This is a genomic window from Acidovorax bellezanensis, assembly GCF_025421555.1.
Classification (GTDB): domain Bacteria; phylum Pseudomonadota; class Gammaproteobacteria; order Burkholderiales; family Burkholderiaceae_C; genus Comamonas; species Comamonas bellezanensis.
The window spans coordinates 375,211-391,812 of record NZ_JAODYH010000007.1 but is presented as its reverse complement, the minus strand read 5'-3'; the positions used below and the strand labels follow the sequence as shown (position 1 = coordinate 391,812).

15 protein-coding genes are annotated in these 16,602 nt (G+C 64.7%); 3 read left to right on the top strand and 12 right to left on the bottom strand.

What is annotated here, in order from left to right; genetic code table 11:
* Positions 1-40: 40 nt before the first annotated feature.
* From N0K08_RS15800 to N0K08_RS15765, 8 genes are all read right to left on the bottom strand, one after another.
* A complete protein-coding gene (locus tag N0K08_RS15800; protein ID WP_261501348.1) occupies positions 41-1,528 on the bottom strand; it encodes an amino acid permease in 1,488 nt (495 codons plus the stop codon).
* A gap of 253 nt (positions 1,529-1,781) precedes the next feature.
* Positions 1,782-2,576 (bottom strand): ABC transporter ATP-binding protein, encoded by a 795-nt coding sequence (locus N0K08_RS15795; protein ID WP_261501347.1) that lies wholly within the window; start codon positions 2,574-2,576, stop codon positions 1,782-1,784.
* Between the two features lie 16 nt (positions 2,577-2,592).
* On the bottom strand, positions 2,593-3,483 hold the full coding sequence (locus N0K08_RS15790) for an ABC transporter permease (RefSeq protein WP_261501346.1): 891 nt from the start codon (positions 3,481-3,483) through the stop codon (positions 2,593-2,595).
* Positions 3,484-3,596: 113 nt separating this feature from the next.
* The gene (locus N0K08_RS15785) at positions 3,597-4,562 is read right to left on the bottom strand and encodes an ABC transporter substrate-binding protein (protein WP_261501345.1); all 966 of its coding nucleotides are present in this window, start codon (positions 4,560-4,562) and stop codon (positions 3,597-3,599) included.
* Positions 4,563-4,896: 334 nt separating this feature from the next.
* Positions 4,897-6,315 (bottom strand): c-type cytochrome, encoded by a 1,419-nt coding sequence (locus N0K08_RS15780; protein ID WP_261501344.1) that lies wholly within the window; start codon positions 6,313-6,315, stop codon positions 4,897-4,899.
* A 2-nt stretch (positions 6,316-6,317) separates the two neighbouring features.
* On the bottom strand, positions 6,318-7,961 hold the full coding sequence (locus N0K08_RS15775; protein WP_261501343.1) for a GMC oxidoreductase: 1,644 nt from the start codon (positions 7,959-7,961) through the stop codon (positions 6,318-6,320).
* Between the two features lie 9 nt (positions 7,962-7,970).
* Complete coding sequence (locus tag N0K08_RS15770; protein ID WP_261501342.1) at positions 7,971-8,489, bottom strand: sorbitol dehydrogenase family protein; 519 nt, start codon at positions 8,487-8,489, stop codon at positions 7,971-7,973.
* Between the two features lie 225 nt (positions 8,490-8,714).
* Complete coding sequence (locus tag N0K08_RS15765) at positions 8,715-10,421, bottom strand: electron transfer flavoprotein-ubiquinone oxidoreductase (protein ID WP_261501341.1); 1,707 nt, start codon at positions 10,419-10,421, stop codon at positions 8,715-8,717.
* A gap of 214 nt (positions 10,422-10,635) precedes the next feature.
* On the opposite strand from N0K08_RS15765, the gene N0K08_RS15760 reads away from it, so the two are divergent.
* On the top strand, positions 10,636-11,055 hold the full coding sequence (locus tag N0K08_RS15760) for an acyl-CoA thioesterase (RefSeq protein ID WP_261501340.1): 420 nt from the start codon (positions 10,636-10,638) through the stop codon (positions 11,053-11,055).
* Between the two features lie 3 nt (positions 11,056-11,058).
* Here the strand turns inward: N0K08_RS15760 and N0K08_RS15755 are convergent, their stop codons facing one another.
* The 3 genes from N0K08_RS15755 to N0K08_RS15745 all read right to left on the bottom strand — a co-directional run bounded on the left by N0K08_RS15755 (position 11,059) and on the right by N0K08_RS15745 (position 14,037).
* Positions 11,059-11,637, bottom strand: coding sequence for a peroxidase-related enzyme (locus N0K08_RS15755; protein WP_261501339.1), 579 nt, complete (start codon positions 11,635-11,637; stop codon positions 11,059-11,061).
* 258 nt (positions 11,638-11,895) lie between these two features.
* Positions 11,896-13,341 (bottom strand): catalase, encoded by a 1,446-nt coding sequence (locus N0K08_RS15750; protein ID WP_261501338.1) that lies wholly within the window; start codon positions 13,339-13,341, stop codon positions 11,896-11,898.
* A gap of 153 nt (positions 13,342-13,494) precedes the next feature.
* Positions 13,495-14,037, bottom strand: coding sequence for a PAS and helix-turn-helix domain-containing protein (locus tag N0K08_RS15745; RefSeq protein WP_261501337.1), 543 nt, complete (start codon positions 14,035-14,037; stop codon positions 13,495-13,497).
* Positions 14,038-14,125: 88 nt separating this feature from the next.
* Between N0K08_RS15745 and N0K08_RS15740 the strand changes: the two genes are divergently transcribed.
* Both N0K08_RS15740 and N0K08_RS15735 read left to right on the top strand, forming a co-directional pair.
* Positions 14,126-14,833, top strand: a complete 708-nt coding sequence (locus N0K08_RS15740; RefSeq protein ID WP_261501336.1) for a CoA transferase subunit A — start codon at positions 14,126-14,128, stop codon at positions 14,831-14,833.
* Between the two features lie 2 nt (positions 14,834-14,835).
* The gene (locus N0K08_RS15735; protein ID WP_261501335.1) at positions 14,836-15,474 is read left to right on the top strand and encodes a 3-oxoacid CoA-transferase subunit B; all 639 of its coding nucleotides are present in this window, start codon (positions 14,836-14,838) and stop codon (positions 15,472-15,474) included.
* Between the two features lie 83 nt (positions 15,475-15,557).
* Here the strand turns inward: N0K08_RS15735 and N0K08_RS15730 are convergent, their stop codons facing one another.
* Positions 15,558-16,580, bottom strand: coding sequence for an isopenicillin N synthase family dioxygenase (locus N0K08_RS15730; RefSeq protein ID WP_261501334.1), 1,023 nt, complete (start codon positions 16,578-16,580; stop codon positions 15,558-15,560).
* Positions 16,581-16,602: the final 22 nt, after the last annotated feature.

The following is a 16,602-nucleotide window of genomic DNA, read 5'->3' as shown; positions in this document are numbered from 1 at the left end:
ACAGGCAAAGCGGTGCTGGCTTGGAAACCGGGGCCTGGCCTCAGTAAGGCTCGGCCTTGACCTGCATGTCCTTGTAATCGACGATGCGCGAGCCCTTGACCAGGCGGTAGCCCAGCCAGATCAGCAGGAACACCGGCAGACCGATGTAGGTGGCGATCACGCCGCCCCAGTCGATGCGGTCCTGGGTGAAGGCGTGGTAGTTCTGGCCCAGGGTGATGATCAGGCACAGGATGAACGCGAAAATCGGGCCGAACGGAAAGCCGGCCGCGCGGTAGGGCAGCGCCCCCAGGTCCAGGCCCTGGGCCAGATAGCCCTTGCGGAAGCGGTAGTGGCTGATGGCAATGCCCAGCCAGGCGATGAAGCCCGTCATGCCCGACAGGTTCAGCAGCCAGATGTAGACCGCCTGGGGGCTGAAGATGTTGGTCAGAAAGCACAGGGCCGCCACGGCCGTGGTCGCCAGCAGGGCCATCATCGGCACGCCGTTGCTGTTGATGCGGCGGAAAATCTGCGGCGCCATGCGCTGGCAGGCCAGGTTGTAGAGCATGCGGGTCGAGGCATACATGCCGGAGTTGCCCGCCGACAGCACCGAAGTCAGCACCACTGCATTCATCACCGCCGCGGCCGACAGCAGGCCGGCGTGCTCGAACACCAGCGTGAAGGGGCTGACGCTGATGTCGCTGACGTCGTTGCGCAACAGCTGCGGGTCGTTGTAGGGCAGCAGCAGGCTGATGATCAGGATGGCGAACACATAGAACAGCAGAATGCGCCAGAACACCTTGCGCACCGCGCGCGGCACGTTGCGCGCCGGGTCTTCGGACTCGCCGGCGGCGATGCCGATCAGCTCCGTGCCCTGGAAAGAGAAGCCGACGATCATGGCCACACCGATCAGCGTGGCGAAGCCACCCGCAAAGGGCGCCTCGCCCACGGTCCAGTTGGCCAGATTGCCCCACAGGCCGTCGGGCGAGCCGCCTTGCATGATGCCCAGCACCATGGCCAGGCCCAGGCCGATGAAGACGATCACCGTGACCACCTTGATCGCGGCAAACCAGTATTCGGCTTCGCCAAAGCCCTTGACCGAAATGGCGTTGAGCCCAAACATCAGTGCCAGGAACAGCGCGCTCCAGACCATGCCGTTGACATCCGGAATCCAGTAGGCCATCACCAGCTGCGCGGCGACCAGATCGACGGCGATGGTCACGGCCCAGTTGTACCAGTAGTTCCAGCCCAGGGCGAAGCCGAAGCCGGGGTCGACATAGCGGCTGCCATAGGTCGCAAACGAGCCCGAGACGGGCAGGTGGGCGGCCATTTCGCCCAGGCTGGTCATCAGGAAGTAGACCATCAGCCCGACCACCATATAGGCCAGCAGGGCGCCGCCCGGGCCGGCCTGGGAAATCGTGGCGCCCGAAGCCACGAACAGGCCGGTGCCGATGGAGCCGCCGATGGCGATCATCGACAGGTGGCGCGCCTTGAGGCTGCGGCGCAGGCCGGGTTCGGCCGGACTGCTGGGTGGGGAAGCGTTGTCGCTCATGGGTTCTGTTCCTGTGGTCCTGGCATTGCGCGGCCGCTTTGTGGGCGGGCAACGCAAAGGGCCGCACTGCTGCGGCCCTTGAAAAATGGCCCCCACGCTTCCCACTGTGTGTGGTCGCTGCCCCCCAGGGGGGCACGTTTCATCTTGGGGCGGCCCGGCGATGAAAAGCGGAATTGTGCGTGATTTGCGCAGCGTCGGCAGCTCAATCCCACAAGACCCTAAAGGGGCTTAAGGAAAATTGAACTGCCGGCGATCAGCCCAGCAGCAAGGCGTCGTCGGCGAGCTTTTCGCCGCGCACTTTTTCGAACATCTTGAGCAGGTCGGGCACATCCAGGCGCTTGCGTTCCTCGCCGCTGACGTCCAGCACCACCTGGCCCTGGTGCAGCATGATGGTGCGGTCGCCCACGTCCAGTGCCTGGCGCATGCTGTGCGTGACCATCATGGTGGTCAGCTTGGCCTCGCTCACGATGCGCGCCGTGAGCTGCAGCACGAAGTCGGCCGTGCGCGGATCGAGCGCGGCCGTGTGCTCGTCGAGCAGCAGAATGCGCGAAGGCTGCAGCGCCGCCATCAGCAGGCTCACGGCCTGGCGCTGGCCGCCGGAAAGCAGGCCGATGCGGTCGGACAGGCGATTTTCCAGGCCCAGGCCCAGCGTCGCCAGACGTTCCTTGAAGACGGAGCGCATGGAAGGCTGGACGGCCCGCGTGAGGCGGCGCGAGCTGCCCCGGCGCTGGGCCAGCGCCATGTTTTCCTCGATGGTCAGGTCTTCGCAGGTGCCGGCCATCGGGTCCTGGAAGACCCGCGCCACGCGCTCGGCGCGCGCCCAGACCGGCAAGGCCGTGACGTCCTGGTCGTGGATCACGATGGAGCCGCTGTCCACGCTCTGGTCGCCGGAGACGGCGTTGAGGAAGGTGGACTTGCCGGCGCCGTTGGAGCCGATCACGGTCACGAACTGGCCGGCGGGAATTTCCAGCGACAGGCCGCGCAGCGCGCGGGTTTCAATCGGTGTGCCGGGATTGAAGGTGAGAAAAATGTCTTTTGCACTCAGCATGGGATCTCCGACCGACTTATCGCGGCTTGCGCTTGGACAGCTTGTGCTTGAGCTGCGGGATGACGAGAGCGACGGCCACCAGCACGGCCGTGACCAGATTCAAGTCCTGGGCCTTGAGGCCGATGAAGTCGCTGTTGAGCGCCGCGGCAATGAAGAAGCGGTAGACCACGGCGCCTATCACCACGGCCAGCGTGGCATAGATGATGCGCCGCGATGGCAGCATGCTTTCGCCGACGATCACCGCCGCCAGGCCGATGACGATGGTGCCGATGCCCATGGAGATGTCGGAGCCGCCCTGGGTCTGCACGAACAGCGCGCCGCCCAGGCCGACCAGGCCGTTGGAGACGGCCATGCCCAGCAGGATCATGGCGCCGGTGTTCACGCCCTGGGCGCGGGCCATGCGGGCGTTGGAGCCCGTGGCCCGAATCGCCAGGCCGCGCTCGGTGGAGAAGAACCAGTCCATGGCCAGCTTGGCGACCAGCACGATCACCGCCAGGATCAGCGGGCGTGCGACGTAGTCGGGCATGCCTTCAGGCTGCAGCATGGTGAACAGCGTGGCGTCGTTGATCAGCGGCACATTGGGTCCGCCCATGATGCGCAGATTGATGGAGTACAGCGCAATCATCACCAGGATGGAGGCCAGCAGGTCCATGATCTTGAGCTTGACGTTGAGCCAGCCGGTGAGCAGACCCGCGCAGGCACCCACGGCCGTGGCGGCCAACGTGGCCAGCCAGGGGTTGGTGCCCGAGGAAATCAGCACGGCGCAGACGGCGCCGCCCAACGGAAAGCTGCCGTCCACCGTGAGGTCGGGAAAGCGCAGCAGGCGAAACGAGATGAAGACGCCCAGCGCCACCAGGCTGAAGATCAGGCCGATCTCGATGGCGCCAAGAAATGAGAAAAATGACATGGGATGAAGCTCAGCTGGCAGGGCGAATGAAAAAAGGCAATGGCAGGCCCGCGCATCGTACGCTGCCTGCCATGGGAGCCCCGCCGGAGGGGGGAATTATCCGCTCGGGGGATTTACTGGATCACCTGCGCGGCCGACTTGATCAGCGCGTCGGACAGCTTCACGCCTTGCTTTTGCGCTGCGCCGGGGTTCACGTACAGCTCCATCTTGGTGCTGATCTCGGGCTTGATGTCGCCGGGCTTTTCACCCTTGAGAATGCGCGCCACCATGCGGCCGGTCTGTTCGCCCAGATCGCGGTAGTTGATGCCGTAGGCTGCCACTGCGCCGCGCTTGACGGAATCGGTGTCGGAGGCCACCAGCGGAATCTTCGCATCCTGGCCGACCTTGACCAGGGCTTCGTAGGCGGAGACCACGTTGTTGTCCGTGTTGGTATAGATTACGTCGACCTTGCCGATCAGGCTGCGGGCAGCGCTGCCCACGTCGACCGAGCGCGGGGCTGCGGCTTCGACCAGGGTCATGCCCATGGTGGGCAGCAGCTTTTGCATTTCCTTGATCACGACCACGGAGTTGGCTTCACCCGGGTTGTAGACCACGCCGATGCGCTTGGCGCCAGGCACGACCTGCTTGACCAGATCCATTTGCTTGTCCAGGGCCAGCAGATCGGACACGCCGGTCACGTTGGTCTTGCTGGGGTTCCAGCTGGGCACCAGCTTGGCGGCGACGGGGTCGGTCACGGCCGAGAAGACCAGCGGCACGGTCTTGCTCGCGGCAACCACGGCCTGCGCCGAAGGCGTGGCGATGGCGACGATGGCATCGGGCTTGTCGCCGATGAACTTGCGTGCGATCTGGGCGGCCGTGCCGGTATTGCCCTGGGCACTCTGGTACTGCCACTTGAGGTTCTTGCCGACTTCAAAGCCGGATTCCTTGAGGCCTGCTTGCACGCCGTCGCGCACGGCATCGAGCGCAGGGTGTTCCACGATGGCCGTCACGGCCACCGATTTTTGCTGGGCATAGGCCGATGTCATCGATGCCAGGGCCAGGGCCACTGCGCCCAGAGGCGCCAAAGACAGGTATTTCATTGATATCTCCACCACTGAATGAATATTGTGTCCGCCAGGCAAGGCGGCCGAAGCGCATGCAGCGCAGTCGCGCGCTGTCATGCAAAGCTTCTTAGCGCAGTCTACTGCAGCCAGGGCAGCTTGCGGAGCTTGCGGACCCCCGTGGTTTCCAGCGTGCGCGGACCAGAAACAGGCCAGCCGCCCTCGCGGAGCGGCTGGATGGGGGGCGCTGTGCACTATCGACGGTCCATGAAACTGGCGCGCCCTAGCAAGGTGCAGCGAGGAAGGGCCGCCCCGCACCGAAGCTGCCGTCCCCCTCCACCGAAGGATGAGAGGGGGAAGACGCGTCAGCGGCTCAGGGGGTGCTTGGCCGATTCCTCCGGCTGAACAGCCAGATGACGAGCGCCAGCAACACCAGCGCGCCCACGGCCATGGCAACGCGCGCCATGGTCAGCAGCGTGTTGTCCTGGGCGCCGCTGCGCAGGCGCTGAACCTGGTCGGTGGTGACCTTGGCATCGGGCCGGCCATAGGCTTGCAGCAGGTAATTGCTCAAGGTCGCGATCTGCTGGTCGCTCAGCTCGTGGGCGAACGCTGGCATGATGCTGTCGCGGCCGTGGCGCGGCACGCCTTCCAGAATGGCCAGCACCAGATTGTTGGTGTTCTTGTGGCCCAAAGTGCTGTTGTGGAACAGCGCCGGCAGCTTGCCGTCGCTGCTGCCCTGGCCCTGGGCCTGGTGGCAGCTGGCGCAATTGCCGTCGTAGAGCTGGGGCCCGGTCATGGCATTCATGTCCTTGGGCAGGGCCACGCCGCGGATGCTGTCCAGCTGGTCGCTGGCCTTGCCCCAGGAAAACGCGGGCTGGGTCGAGCCTTCGGACACGGCCGGCACGGTGTGCAGGTAGCCGGCAATGGCCCGCAGGTCGGCATCGCTCAGGTGGCTCAGACTGTGGTCAATGGCTTCGGCCATGGGGCCGCCGCTGCTGCCTTTGCCGACCACATGGCCATTGCGCATGTAATCCACCAGCTCTTGCGGAGTCCATTCGCCTATGCCGTCCTTGGTGTCCGAAGTGATGTTGGGCGCGTACCAGGGGCCTACTTCGCCGCCGCTGAGCGCCTTCTTGCCGATTTCGGCCATCAACGCATTGCGCGGCGTGTGACAGGTGCTGCAGTGCGCCAGGCCTTGCACCAGGTAGGCGCCGCGGTTCCATTCGGGCGGCTGCTGGTCGTTGGCCTGGTAGGCCTTGTCGTCATGGAACATGGCATTCCAGACCCCCATCGACAGCCGGATATTGAACGGGAACGGCAGCGCGGTGGGGGGCGAAGCCCGGTCCACGGGGCGCACGCCTTGCATGAAATAGGCGTACATGTCCGCGATGTCCACGTCCGTGGTCTTGGCATAGGCGGTATAGGGCATGGCGGGGTAGAGATAGGCCCCGTCGGCCCGCTTGCCGTGGCGCAGCGCGTCGCTGAACTGCTGCAGCGTGTAGTTGCCTATGCCATGGGTCTTGGACGGCGTGATGTTGGTCGAGTAGATCGGCCCCAGGGGGCTGGCCAGGGCGAGTCCTCCGGCCATGTCCACGCCGCCGGGCGCCGTGTGGCAGGCCACGCAGTCCCCAGCCGTGGCGAGGTAGCGTCCGCGTGCCACGGGGTCGCTGGAAGTGGCGCCGGCTGCGATATCGGCTGCGGGCGCTGCCGCTGTGGCCGCCGCCGGCAGGGCCAGGCCCAGCGCCACGGCGCAGAGGGTCAGGGCCGGCGTCAAAGTATGGATGGACCGCATGCTCACCCCTTGAACGCCGCGGGGGCGTCAGATGCCGCCGCTGGGCGGGCAGGCTGTTCGGACAGGATGTGGGCGCCGGTGCGCAAAGCCACGGCAATGCCGCTGAGCGTGGAGTTGCAGGTCGCGGAGGTGGGCAGCACGCCCGTGCCCGCGAAGAACAGGTTGTCGTGGTCGTGGGCGCGGCCCCAGCCGTCGCAGATCGAGACATTCGGATCCGTGCCCATGCTCATGGTGCCGCAGATATGCTGGTTGTTGGCAAAGTCGCCGTCCTTGCTGGGGCGCAGATTGGTCGCGCCCATCAGTTCGGCGATGCGTTTGAAATCGGCCAGTGAGCGCTCATGGCCCGCGCGGGTGTAGTCGTCGATGGAGTAATGGGTCATGGGCTTGGGCAGGCCCAAGGCATCCTTCTGGTCGCTGAGCATGATGCGGCGCTCGGGGTCGGGCAGGACTTCGAGCACGTTCTTGACATTCATTTCGCGCGCGGCCGAGTAGCGCAGGCGCTTGTCGAACTCCACGCCGTAGACACCTTCGGCGAGCAGCGAGCGGGTCGTTCCGTCGACGCGCGAGATGTTGGTGAAGTCCAGGCGGTAGGGCGCGTGCGCGCTGCGGAAAGCGCCGTCGCGCATGGTGTTGATCGAGTTGGGGCTTTGCGGGCCGCGGCCCAGCCAGACGTCCTCGTCGGCGTCGAAAGTCAGCGAAGTGCTGGGGTGGTCCATCAGATGGCGGCCGACCATGTCGCGCGCATTGGCGATGCCGTTGGGGAACTTGTCGCTCTTGGACAGCAGCAGCAGGCGCGGCGACTCGATGCCGTTGGCGGCGACGATGAAGGTCTTGCCCGTGACCTTGTGTATCTGCTTGTCCTGATCGTAGTAATGCACGGCGACGATGCGTGCCGAAGCGTCATGTTCGAGCTTGAACACATTGGCATGGGCTTGCAGCCTGGCGCCGGCGGCCAGCGCTGCATCGACGGCGATGCCGCCATGGTATTGGGCGTCGATGGGGCAGATGGGCTGGCAGCTGTTGTTGCCGCAGCAGGGCGGGCGGCCGCCATAGCTGCGGCTGTTGCGTGCCACGGTGTTGGGCACCACGGCGAAGGTGCCGGCCAGGCGTTCGCGCAGGCGCGTCATGGAATAGGGCTCGGCCACCGGGTCCATGGGAAACGGCTGGCTGCGCGGCGAGCCGGTTTCGGTCGAGCCGCAGCAACCCATGATCTCTTCGGCTTCCTGGTAGTAGGGCTCGAGCGCCTTGTAGTCGAAAGGCCAGTCCACGCCCACGCCGTAGAGCGACTTGATGTGGAAGTCGTTGGGCAGATTGCGCCAGGCCTGCGCCGCCCAGTGCCAGCTGGTGCCGCCCACCTGGCGGATGTATTCGGCCTTGTAGGGATAGGGGCCGCCTTGCACCAGATAACCGTTGTCCTCGGGCTGGTAGACCGGATGCGGCGCCCACAGTGCGGGCGGGTAGGGCGACATCCAGTCGCTGCGCCGCGGCGAGTTGCGAAAGCGCGCGACGATTTCGGCACGCTTGACCCAGGGGCCGGCTTCGAGGATCAGCACCGAGGCGCCGGCCAACGCCAGCTTGCGCGCCAGCAGCGCGCCGATGATGCCCGAGCCGATCACCACAAAATCTGCAGCACGTGTTTCAGCCATAAAAGCGCCTCAAGAAGAACGGTGGGGGGCCAGGCTCCAGCTGCCTGGAGCGCCATAGGCATAGGTCGGGGGCTTGAGCTGGTCGGCCACGGCCTGGGCATTGAGCGCATGCTCGAAGGCCAGTACGCGGGCCTGCACGCCCGAGCCCACCACACCCAGGTACCAGGCGGTCATGATCTGGCCGGGCAGGGGGCCCAACTCCGGTTTCTCGCTGCTCAGTGCGCCCGCAAGGCTGTCGGTGGTGAGGTTGCGGCTTTCGATCAGGCGCAGCAGTTGCTGGCTTTGCTCGGGAAACTGGGGGTTGTTGCCCAGCAAGGCGGCATAGATGCGCTGGCCCAGCCCGGTGTCGAGGGTGGAGCGCCCTGTCAGATATTGGCTCAGTCGCATGAACCCGGTCTGGCCTGGGGGCGGCTCGGCCGAGCCCGCGAATTTCCAGGGAATGACCACCAGGGTCGTGGCTGCGGCGGCGCCTGCTAGCCAGTCGCGCCTGCGCATGGAGAAAGGCGCATCGTGGGAGAAATGTGGCATGGACACCTCTTGTGGCTGCGCAGGTGTTGGAAAAATCCGGCCTGCATGGCTGTGCGCTAGTGTGGATGGCGGCCGCAGGCTTGATTTGTAGGAGGCCGCCGCATCCGGAAAAATCTGTGGCCAGTCCGTTCAAGCGGTGTCCATCCACCTGGCGCAAGCAGGGGTGAATGGACGAGCAAACGAAAAAAAAGGCCTGCATGGCAGGCCTTTTGGAGGGGGTGAGGCTTACATGCCCGAATAGTTCGGACCGCCGCCGCCTTCAGGCGTCACCCAGACGATGTTCTGCGTCGGGTCCTTGATGTCGCAGGTCTTGCAGTGCACGCAGTTCTGCGCGTTGATCTGCAGGCGCTGGGCGTCGCCGCCCTTGGCTTCGTCGGGCACGAACTCATAGACGCCGGCCGGGCAGTAACGGCTCTCCGGCCCGGCGTAGCGCGCCAGGTTGATGCCCACCGGCACGCTCGCATCCTTGAGCGTGAGGTGGGCCGGCTGGTTTTCCGCATGGTTGGTGTTGCTGATGAACACGCTGGACAGGCGGTCGAACGTGAGCTTGCCATCGGGCTTGGGATAGACGATGGGCTTGCACTCGGCCGCGGGCTTGAGGTAGGCGTGGTCGGGCTTGTCGCGGTGCAGCGTCCAGGGGATGTTGCCGCGCAGCACGAACTGCTCCAGGCCGTTCATGATGGTGGCCGTTGTCAGGCCCTTCTTGAACCAGGCCTTGAAGTTGCGGCTCTTGTTGAGCTCTTCGTAGAGCCAGCTGTTCTCGAACGCGGTCACATAGGCGCTCAGTTCGTCGCCCTGGCGGCCTGCCTGGATGGCTTCGAACGCCGCTTCGGCGGCCAGCATGCCGGTCTTGATCGCGGCGTGGCTGCCCTTGATGCGGCTGACGTTGAGAAAGCCTGCGTCGCAGCCCACCAGCGCGCCGCCGGGGAACACGAACTTGGGCAGCGACATCAGGCCGCCGGCCGTGATGGCGCGCGCGCCGTAGCCTATGCGCTTGGCGGGCTTGATGCCCTTGGCTTCGTCGCCTTCAAGGTAGTAGCGGATGTTGGGATGGGTTTTCCAACGCTGCATTTCCTCGAACGGGCTCAGGTAGGGGTTGGAATAGTCCAGACCGGTGATGAAGCCCAGCGTGACCTTGTTGTCTTCCATGTGGTACAGGAAGGCGCCGCCGTAGGTGTCCGAGGCCATGGGCCAGCCGGCGGTGTGCAGCACGAAACCGGGCTGGTGGCGGGCCGGGTCGATTTCCCACAGTTCCTTGACGCCCAGGCCGTAGGTTTGCGGGTCGCGCCCTTCGTCGAGCTTGTAGCGGGAGATCAGCTGGCGGCCCAGGTGGCCGCGCGCGCCTTCGGCGAAGATCGTGTACTTGCCGTGCAATTCCATGCCCAGCTGGAAGTCGCCCGTGGGTTCGCCGTCCTTGCCCACGCCCATATTGCCCGTGGCCACGCCCTTCACCGAGCCGTCTTCGTTGTACAGCACTTCGGCGGCGGGAAAGCCGGGGAAGATTTCCACGCCCAGGGCTTCGGCCTGCTCGGCCAGCCAGCGCACCACATTGCCCAGGCTGACGATGTAGTTGCCATGGTTCTGGAAGCACCCCGGCAGCAGCATGTTGGGCGTGCGCATCGACGACTTTTCGCTCAGGAAGACCATGGCGTCGTCGGTCACCGGCTGGTTCAACGGCGCGCCCAGTTCCTTCCAGTTGGGGATCAGCTCGGTCAGGGCCTTGGGATCCATGATGGCGCCCGACAGAATGTGGGCACCAGGCTCAGAGCCTTTTTCCAGCACCACCACCGACAGTTCCTGGCCTTTTTCGGCGGCCAGTTGCTTCAGGCGGATGGCGGTGGACAGGCCACCGGGGCCGCCGCCAACCACCACCACGTCGTATTCCATGGCTTCGCGCGGGCCGTACTGGGCCAGGATTTCATCATTTGTCATCGGGCGTCTCTTTTTTGATCATGAAGGAAGGCGTAACGTGGCGCAGCCCTCCTGGGCGCGCTCCAGCAGCGGCTGATTCTATGCGCAGCGCCTGGGCGTTCAAGTCACGTCGGTGTTTTTCTGCGCCGCTCCCGTGTGGCCTGTCGCCTGTGCGGCGGCTGGCTGGGGCCATCCCTGAGATGCTCGAAGCTATGAAAAATCAACAGGCAGGCTTATGAAAATCGAAATACCGCAAGTCAAGAAGCGGGTCCACGAACTGCGTTTTCCCGTGCGCTGGGGCGACATGGACGCCATGGGCCATGTCAACAATTCCCAGCATTTTCGCTATATGGAGACGGCGCGCATCGAGTGGATGTGCTCCATTGGCTGTCAGCCGGCGCCGCTTGGTCAGGGCCCCGTCATCGTCAATGCGTTCTGCAATTTCTACCAGCAGCTGGCCCATCCCGATCAGCTGCTGCTCACCACCTATGTCAGCGACCCGGGCCGCACCACGTTCGAGAGCTGGTGCACGATAGAGCGCGAAAGCCAGCCGGGCGTGGTTTGCGCGGCCGGCGGAGCGACCGTGATCTGGGTGGACGCGGCGCTGCAAAAGGCCAGCCCCTTGCCAGACTGGATGCGCGCGGTGGTTTCGTGACGCCTAGGCCTTGACCTTGGGCACGCGGCCCATCAGGAAGAACTCCGGGTTGGGCTGCATGCCCGCAAAGCTGGCCATGCGGTTGGACAGGCCGAAAAACGCGGTGATGGCCGCGATGTCCCAGATGTCTTCGTCGTCAAAGCCATAGGCGTGCAGCCGCGCAAAGTCGGTGTCTTCGATTTCATGGCTTTGCGTGCAGACTTTCATCGCGAAGTCCAGCATGGCGCGCTGGCGCGGCGTGATGTCGGCCTTGCGGTAGTTGACCGCCAACTGGTCGGCGAGCAGCGGCTGCTTCTCGTAGATGCGCAGGATGGCGCCATGGGCCACGACGCAGTACAGGCACTGGTTGGTGGCACTGGTGGCGGTGACTATCATTTCGCGCTCGCCCTTGGTCAGCGTGCCTTCCTCCTTGAGCATCAGTGCATCGTGGTAGGCAAAGAAAGCGCGCCACTCGGCCGGACGTCGGGCAAAGCCCAGAAACACATTCGGGATGAAGCCGGCCTTGGCCTGGACTTCCAGAATGCGCGCGCGGATGTCTTCGGGCAGGGTGTTCACGTCGGGAAAGGGGTAGCGGGGCGTCATCGGCAGTGTTCTCCTAAGGGGAGATCCAGCTTAGCCCGGCGCAGAGCTCCGGGCCATGGGAACAATCCATAGGTTCAGGTAAGAAAATATCGCCCCCACGCTTGCTCGCTTCGCGTAGCCGCTGCCCCCCAGGGGGGCCGTCCGCCAGCTTGGGGCGGCCCGGCGCTGGCGGGTATCGCCCAAGGGAACCCCGCTGACAAACAAGCCCCCACAGGCCTGGGCCGGTGGGGGCTTGCACGGAGGTGGATACCGGCGGGCTTACTTGCCGGCCTTCAGCGCCGCGATGGCCTTGGCCACGCCGGCGCCGTAGGCGGGATCGGCCTGGGTGCAGTGGTCAATGTGCTTTTTCACGATGTGCTCGGACACGCCGTTGATGTTGCGCGCCGTGTTGTCGAACAGACGCTGCTGGGCATCGGGCGTCAGCAGGCGGAACAGGTCGCCGGGTTGGGTGAAGTAGTCGTCGTCGTCTTCACGGTAGTTCCAGCGCGCGGCGGCGCCGTTCAAGGCCAGTGGTGGCTCCGCGAACTTGGGCTGCTCCTGCCACTCGCCCTTGGTGTTGGGCTCGTAGGCGATGGCGGCGCCGTAGTTGCCGTCCACGCGCATGGCGCCGTCACGGTGGTAGGAGTGCACGGGGCAGCGCGGCGCATTGACCGGAATGCTGTGGTGGTTCACGCCCAGGCGGTAGCGGGCGGCGTCACCGTAGGCAAACAGGCGCGACTGCAGCATGCGGTCGGGCGAGACGCCGATGCCGGGCACGAGATTGGCCGGCGTGAACGCGGCCTGCTCGACGTCGGCGTGGTAGTTCTGCGAGTTGCGGTTGAGCTCCATGACACCGACTTCGATCAGCGGGTAGTCCTTCTTGCTCCAGACCTTGGTCAGATCGAAGGGATGGAAGCGGTAGTGCTCGGCTTCGGCTTCGGGCATGACTTGCACGCACAGCTTCCACTTCGGGAAATCGCCGCGGTCGATGGCGCCCAGCAGGTCGCGCTGCGAGCTTTCACGGTCGCCTGCGACCACGGCCGCGGCTTCGGCGTCGGTGTAGTTCTCGATGCCTTGCTGGCACACGAAGTGGAACTTCACATAGAAACGCTCGTCCTGGGCGTTGTAGAAGCTATAGGTATGCGAGCCGAAGCCGTGCATGTTGCGGTAGCCCTTGGGAATGCCACGGTCGCTCATCACGATGGTGATCTGGTGCAGGGCTTCGGGCAGGCCGGTCCAGAAGTCCCAGTTGTTTTCCGCCGAGCGCATATTGGTATAGGGGTCGCGCTTGACGGCCTTGTTCAGGTCGGGGAACTTGAGCGGGTCGCGGAAGAAGAACACGGGCGTGTTGTTGCCCACCATGTCCCAGTTGCCTTCTTCCGTATAGAACTTCAACGAAAAGCCGCGAATGTCGCGCTCGGCATCGGCCGCGCCGCGCTCGCCGGCCACGGTGGAGAAGCGGGCGAACATTTCCGTGGTCTTGCCGATCTGGGAAAAGATCTTGGCCTTGGTGAAGCGCGTGATGTCGCCCGTCACCGTGAACGTGCCGAAAGCGCCCGAGCCTTTGGCATGCATGCGGCGCTCGGGAATCACTTCGCGGTTGAAGTGGGCCAGCTTTTCCAGGTGCCACAGGTCCTGCAGCAGCATGGGGCCGCGTGGGCCTGCCGTCAGCGAGTCCTGGTTGTTGGCTACGGGTGCGCCGGCTACCGTGGTGAGTTTGTTCATGCGAGGCCTTTCGTGGTGTGGATTGCGAAATAACTATCAGGTTCTGATAATTATTCGTCGTAACCTATGGGTTGGCGAGCCAAAACCCATTGCATGTTTATAAGGCATTCATAGGAAAATTTGTTGACGCAGCGCAGCGCGCGAGCGTGGGGGCTAACCTAAAGCCAGCTTGCGCACCAGGTCGGCCGAAGTCGCTGCGCCGTACTTGCGCATCAGCCGGGCGCGGTAGATTTCCACCGTGCGATGGCTGATGCCCAGGACCTTGCCCATTTCCTTGGAGGTCAGGCCTTCGAGCAGGCGGGCCGCGACTTCGCGCTCGCGGGCGGTGAGGCCGGTCTTCACGGGGCGTTGGGCGCTGAGGTCTTCAAAGCTCCAGACCCCGACGGCATGCGGGCTGCCGCGCTCCAGGGCCCGGCCAGAGACATGGCACCAGAAGGCTTCGCCCGTGGCCCGCTGCATGATGCGGCTGTCGGAATACAGGCCGGTGGCGCTGAGGATGGGCGCCATGCGCGCGCCCTGGCGCTCGTATTCTTCCACCGAAGGGTAGAGAATCTGGAAGGACTGGCCGATCAGCAGCTCGCGCGATGCAGCAAACATGGCGCACAGCTGCTGGTTGCAGTCCGTCATGATGCGGTTGCGCGAGATGGCCAAACCCACGGGCGCCATCTCGAACGCCAACCGGTAATCTTCAGTCATAAGGTCTGTTCATAGTGCAAGTCTTTACGAAAAACTACGTACTTCGCTACGTAGTATCGTAGCGCATACCCAGTTCAAGGAGACAAGAGTGAAAAAGCTTTACCCCTCGGCAGCGCAAGCGCTCCAAGGCGTGGTCGCTGACGGCCAGATGCTGGCAGTCGGTGGTTTCGGCCTGTGCGGCATTCCCGAAGCATTGATCGACGCCTTGCGCGACAGCGGCGTGCAAAACCTCACGGTGATTTCCAACAACGCCGGCGTCGACGGCTTCGGACTGGGAAAGTTGCTGGAAACGCGCCAGATCAAGAAAATGATCTCGTCCTATGTGGGCGAGAACAAGGAGTTCGAGCGCCAGTACCTGGCGGGCGAGCTGGCGCTGGAATTCACGCCCCAGGGCACGCTGGCCGAAAAGCTGCGTGCCGGCGGCGCGGGCATTCCGGCCTTCTTCACCAAGACCGGCGTGGGCACGCTGGTGGCCGAAGGCAAGGAACTGCGCGAGTTCGATGGCGAGACCTACATCATGGAGCGTTCGCTGGTGCCTGACGTGTCCCTGGTCAAGGCTTTTCGCGCCGACAAGAGCGGCAACCTGCAGTTCCGTCTGACGGCGCGCAACTTCAACCCCGCTGCCGCCACGGCCGGCAAGGTCTGCATCGTGGAAGTGGAAGAAGTGGTCGAGATCGGTGAAATCGCGCCGGACGACGTGCATCTGCCAGGCATTTACGTGCACCGCATCGTGCACAACCCGAATCCGGAAAAGCGCATCGAAAAGCGCACCATCACCGAAAAGCAAGGAGCCTGACCATGGCGTGGACCCAAGACCAGATGGCCGCGCGTGCGGCGCAAGAACTCGAAGACGGCTTTTACGTCAACCTGGGTATCGGCATTCCGACCTTGGTGGCCAACCACACCGGTGACAAGGAAGTCTGGCTGCAGTCGGAAAACGGCATGCTGGGCATCGGCCCCTTTCCCACGGATGACCAGGTCGACGCCGACCTGATCAACGCCGGCAAGCAGACCGTGACCACCCTCCCGGGCTCGGCGATCTTCGGCAGCGACCAGTCGTTCGCCATGATCCGCGGCGGCAAGATCAACCTGTCCATCCTGGGCGCGATGCAGGTCAGCGAAAAGGGCGATCTGGCCAACTGGATGATTCCGGGCAAGATGGTCAAAGGCATGGGCGGCGCCATGGACCTGGTGGCCGGCGTCAAGCGCGTGATCGTGCTGATGGAACATGTGGCCAAGAAGAAGGACGGCACGGTCGATCTGAAGATCCTGCCGCAATGCACTCTGCCTCTGACGGGCGTGGGCGTGGTCGATCGCATCATCACCGACCTGGGCGTGTTCGACGTGACGCCCGCGGGCCTCAAGGTGATAGAGCTGGCCGCGGGCGTGGACTTCGACCAGGTGCAGGCCCAGACCGGCGTGACGCTGCTGCGCTGAGGCCTGCGCGAGGACCCCGACGGCCCAGGAGGGCCCGGACGGCCCGATAGGACCCCGACGGCCCGCGAGGGCCGTCGTGCGTTTCAGAGCACTTCGTCCCTGAGCTGCGGGAACACCTTGCTGACCTTGGCCAGCAGGTAGTCGCCGTAGCGGCCGTTGAAGGCGTGAACGTTGGCCTGGTCCCAGCGCTCGGCGCTGTCGTCGCGGTCGGGCGCGCCGGCCAGGCCTTCGATGCGCTGCACGCGCGCTGCGAAATTCGGGTCGAAGAACAGCGGGAAGGAAAAGCGTTCGCGGCCCGAGCTATTGCGCGTCACGCGGTGCGGCGTGGACTTGTACAGGCCGCCGGTCATGCGGTCGAGCATGTCGCCGATATTGCAGACGAACGAGCCCGGCACCGGCGGCGCCGTCACCCAGCCCTGGGGCGTGTGCACGGTGAGACCGCCCACGTCGTCCTGGTAGAGGATGGTCAGCAGGCCGTAGTCGGTGTGCTCGCCCACGCCCCAGGCCACGTCCAGGCCTTCGGGCACGGCCTGGCTGGGGTAGTTGAAGATGCGAAACAGGATCAGCGGGTCGGCCGTGTAGCGCGCGGCGAAATAGTCGGCCGGAAGGTCCAGGCTCAGCGCAATGCCTTCCATCAGCCGGTGGCCCAGCTGGGTCACGGCGGCCATGTATTCCAGGATGGTTTCCTTGAAGCCGGCGAGTTCGGGCAGGTCGGGGAACAGGTTGGGGCCGTGCACCGGGGTCTTGGCCAGTACCAGCGGATGGTCGGCGGGCAGCTCGGTGCCCAGGTACAGGCCTTGTTTCCAGTCGGGCCGGCCCGAGGTCAGTTCGCCGCCCAGCGGAAAGTAGCCGCGCCAGGCGCGCCCGCCCAGGGCCATGCGCCAGCGCATCTTGGTTTCTTCGGGCAGGGCGAAAAAGCGTTCGCTCAAGCTGCGCAGGCGCTCTATCAATGCGGGCGAGACGCCGTGCTCGGTGACGTAGAAGAAACCGTGCTGGCGGCAGGCCTGGCCGATCTGCGCGGCCACGGCGGCGCGTTCTTGCGACTGGGCGACGAGGGCACTGACGTCGATCAGCGGCAGGCCTGCGGGGGCATTGGTGTGGGTCATGTCGGGTTCACCAGGAAGAAAG

Coding starts and splice junctions, on each gene's coding strand:
- N0K08_RS15800 (WP_261501348.1), bottom strand. CDS start 1,528: ATGAGCGACAACGCTTCCCCACCCAGCAGTCCGGCCGAACCCGGCCTG.
- N0K08_RS15770 (WP_261501342.1), bottom strand. CDS start 8,489: ATGCCACATTTCTCCCACGATGCGCCTTTCTCCATGCGCAGGCGCGAC.
- N0K08_RS15745 (WP_261501337.1), bottom strand. CDS start 14,037: ATGACTGAAGATTACCGGTTGGCGTTCGAGATGGCGCCCGTGGGTTTG.
- N0K08_RS15785 (WP_261501345.1), bottom strand. CDS start 4,562: ATGAAATACCTGTCTTTGGCGCCTCTGGGCGCAGTGGCCCTGGCCCTG.
- N0K08_RS15795 (WP_261501347.1), bottom strand. CDS start 2,576: ATGCTGAGTGCAAAAGACATTTTTCTCACCTTCAATCCCGGCACACCG.
- N0K08_RS15765 (WP_261501341.1), bottom strand. CDS start 10,421: ATGACAAATGATGAAATCCTGGCCCAGTACGGCCCGCGCGAAGCCATG.
- N0K08_RS15760 (WP_261501340.1), top strand. CDS start 10,636: ATGAAAATCGAAATACCGCAAGTCAAGAAGCGGGTCCACGAACTGCGT.
- N0K08_RS15750 (WP_261501338.1), bottom strand. CDS start 13,341: ATGAACAAACTCACCACGGTAGCCGGCGCACCCGTAGCCAACAACCAG.
- N0K08_RS15790 (WP_261501346.1), bottom strand. CDS start 3,483: ATGTCATTTTTCTCATTTCTTGGCGCCATCGAGATCGGCCTGATCTTC.
- N0K08_RS15755 (WP_261501339.1), bottom strand. CDS start 11,637: ATGACGCCCCGCTACCCCTTTCCCGACGTGAACACCCTGCCCGAAGAC.
- N0K08_RS15780 (WP_261501344.1), bottom strand. CDS start 6,315: ATGCGGTCCATCCATACTTTGACGCCGGCCCTGACCCTCTGCGCCGTG.
- N0K08_RS15775 (WP_261501343.1), bottom strand. CDS start 7,961: ATGGCTGAAACACGTGCTGCAGATTTTGTGGTGATCGGCTCGGGCATC.
- N0K08_RS15735 (WP_261501335.1), top strand. CDS start 14,836: ATGGCGTGGACCCAAGACCAGATGGCCGCGCGTGCGGCGCAAGAACTC.
- N0K08_RS15730 (WP_261501334.1), bottom strand. CDS start 16,580: ATGACCCACACCAATGCCCCCGCAGGCCTGCCGCTGATCGACGTCAGT.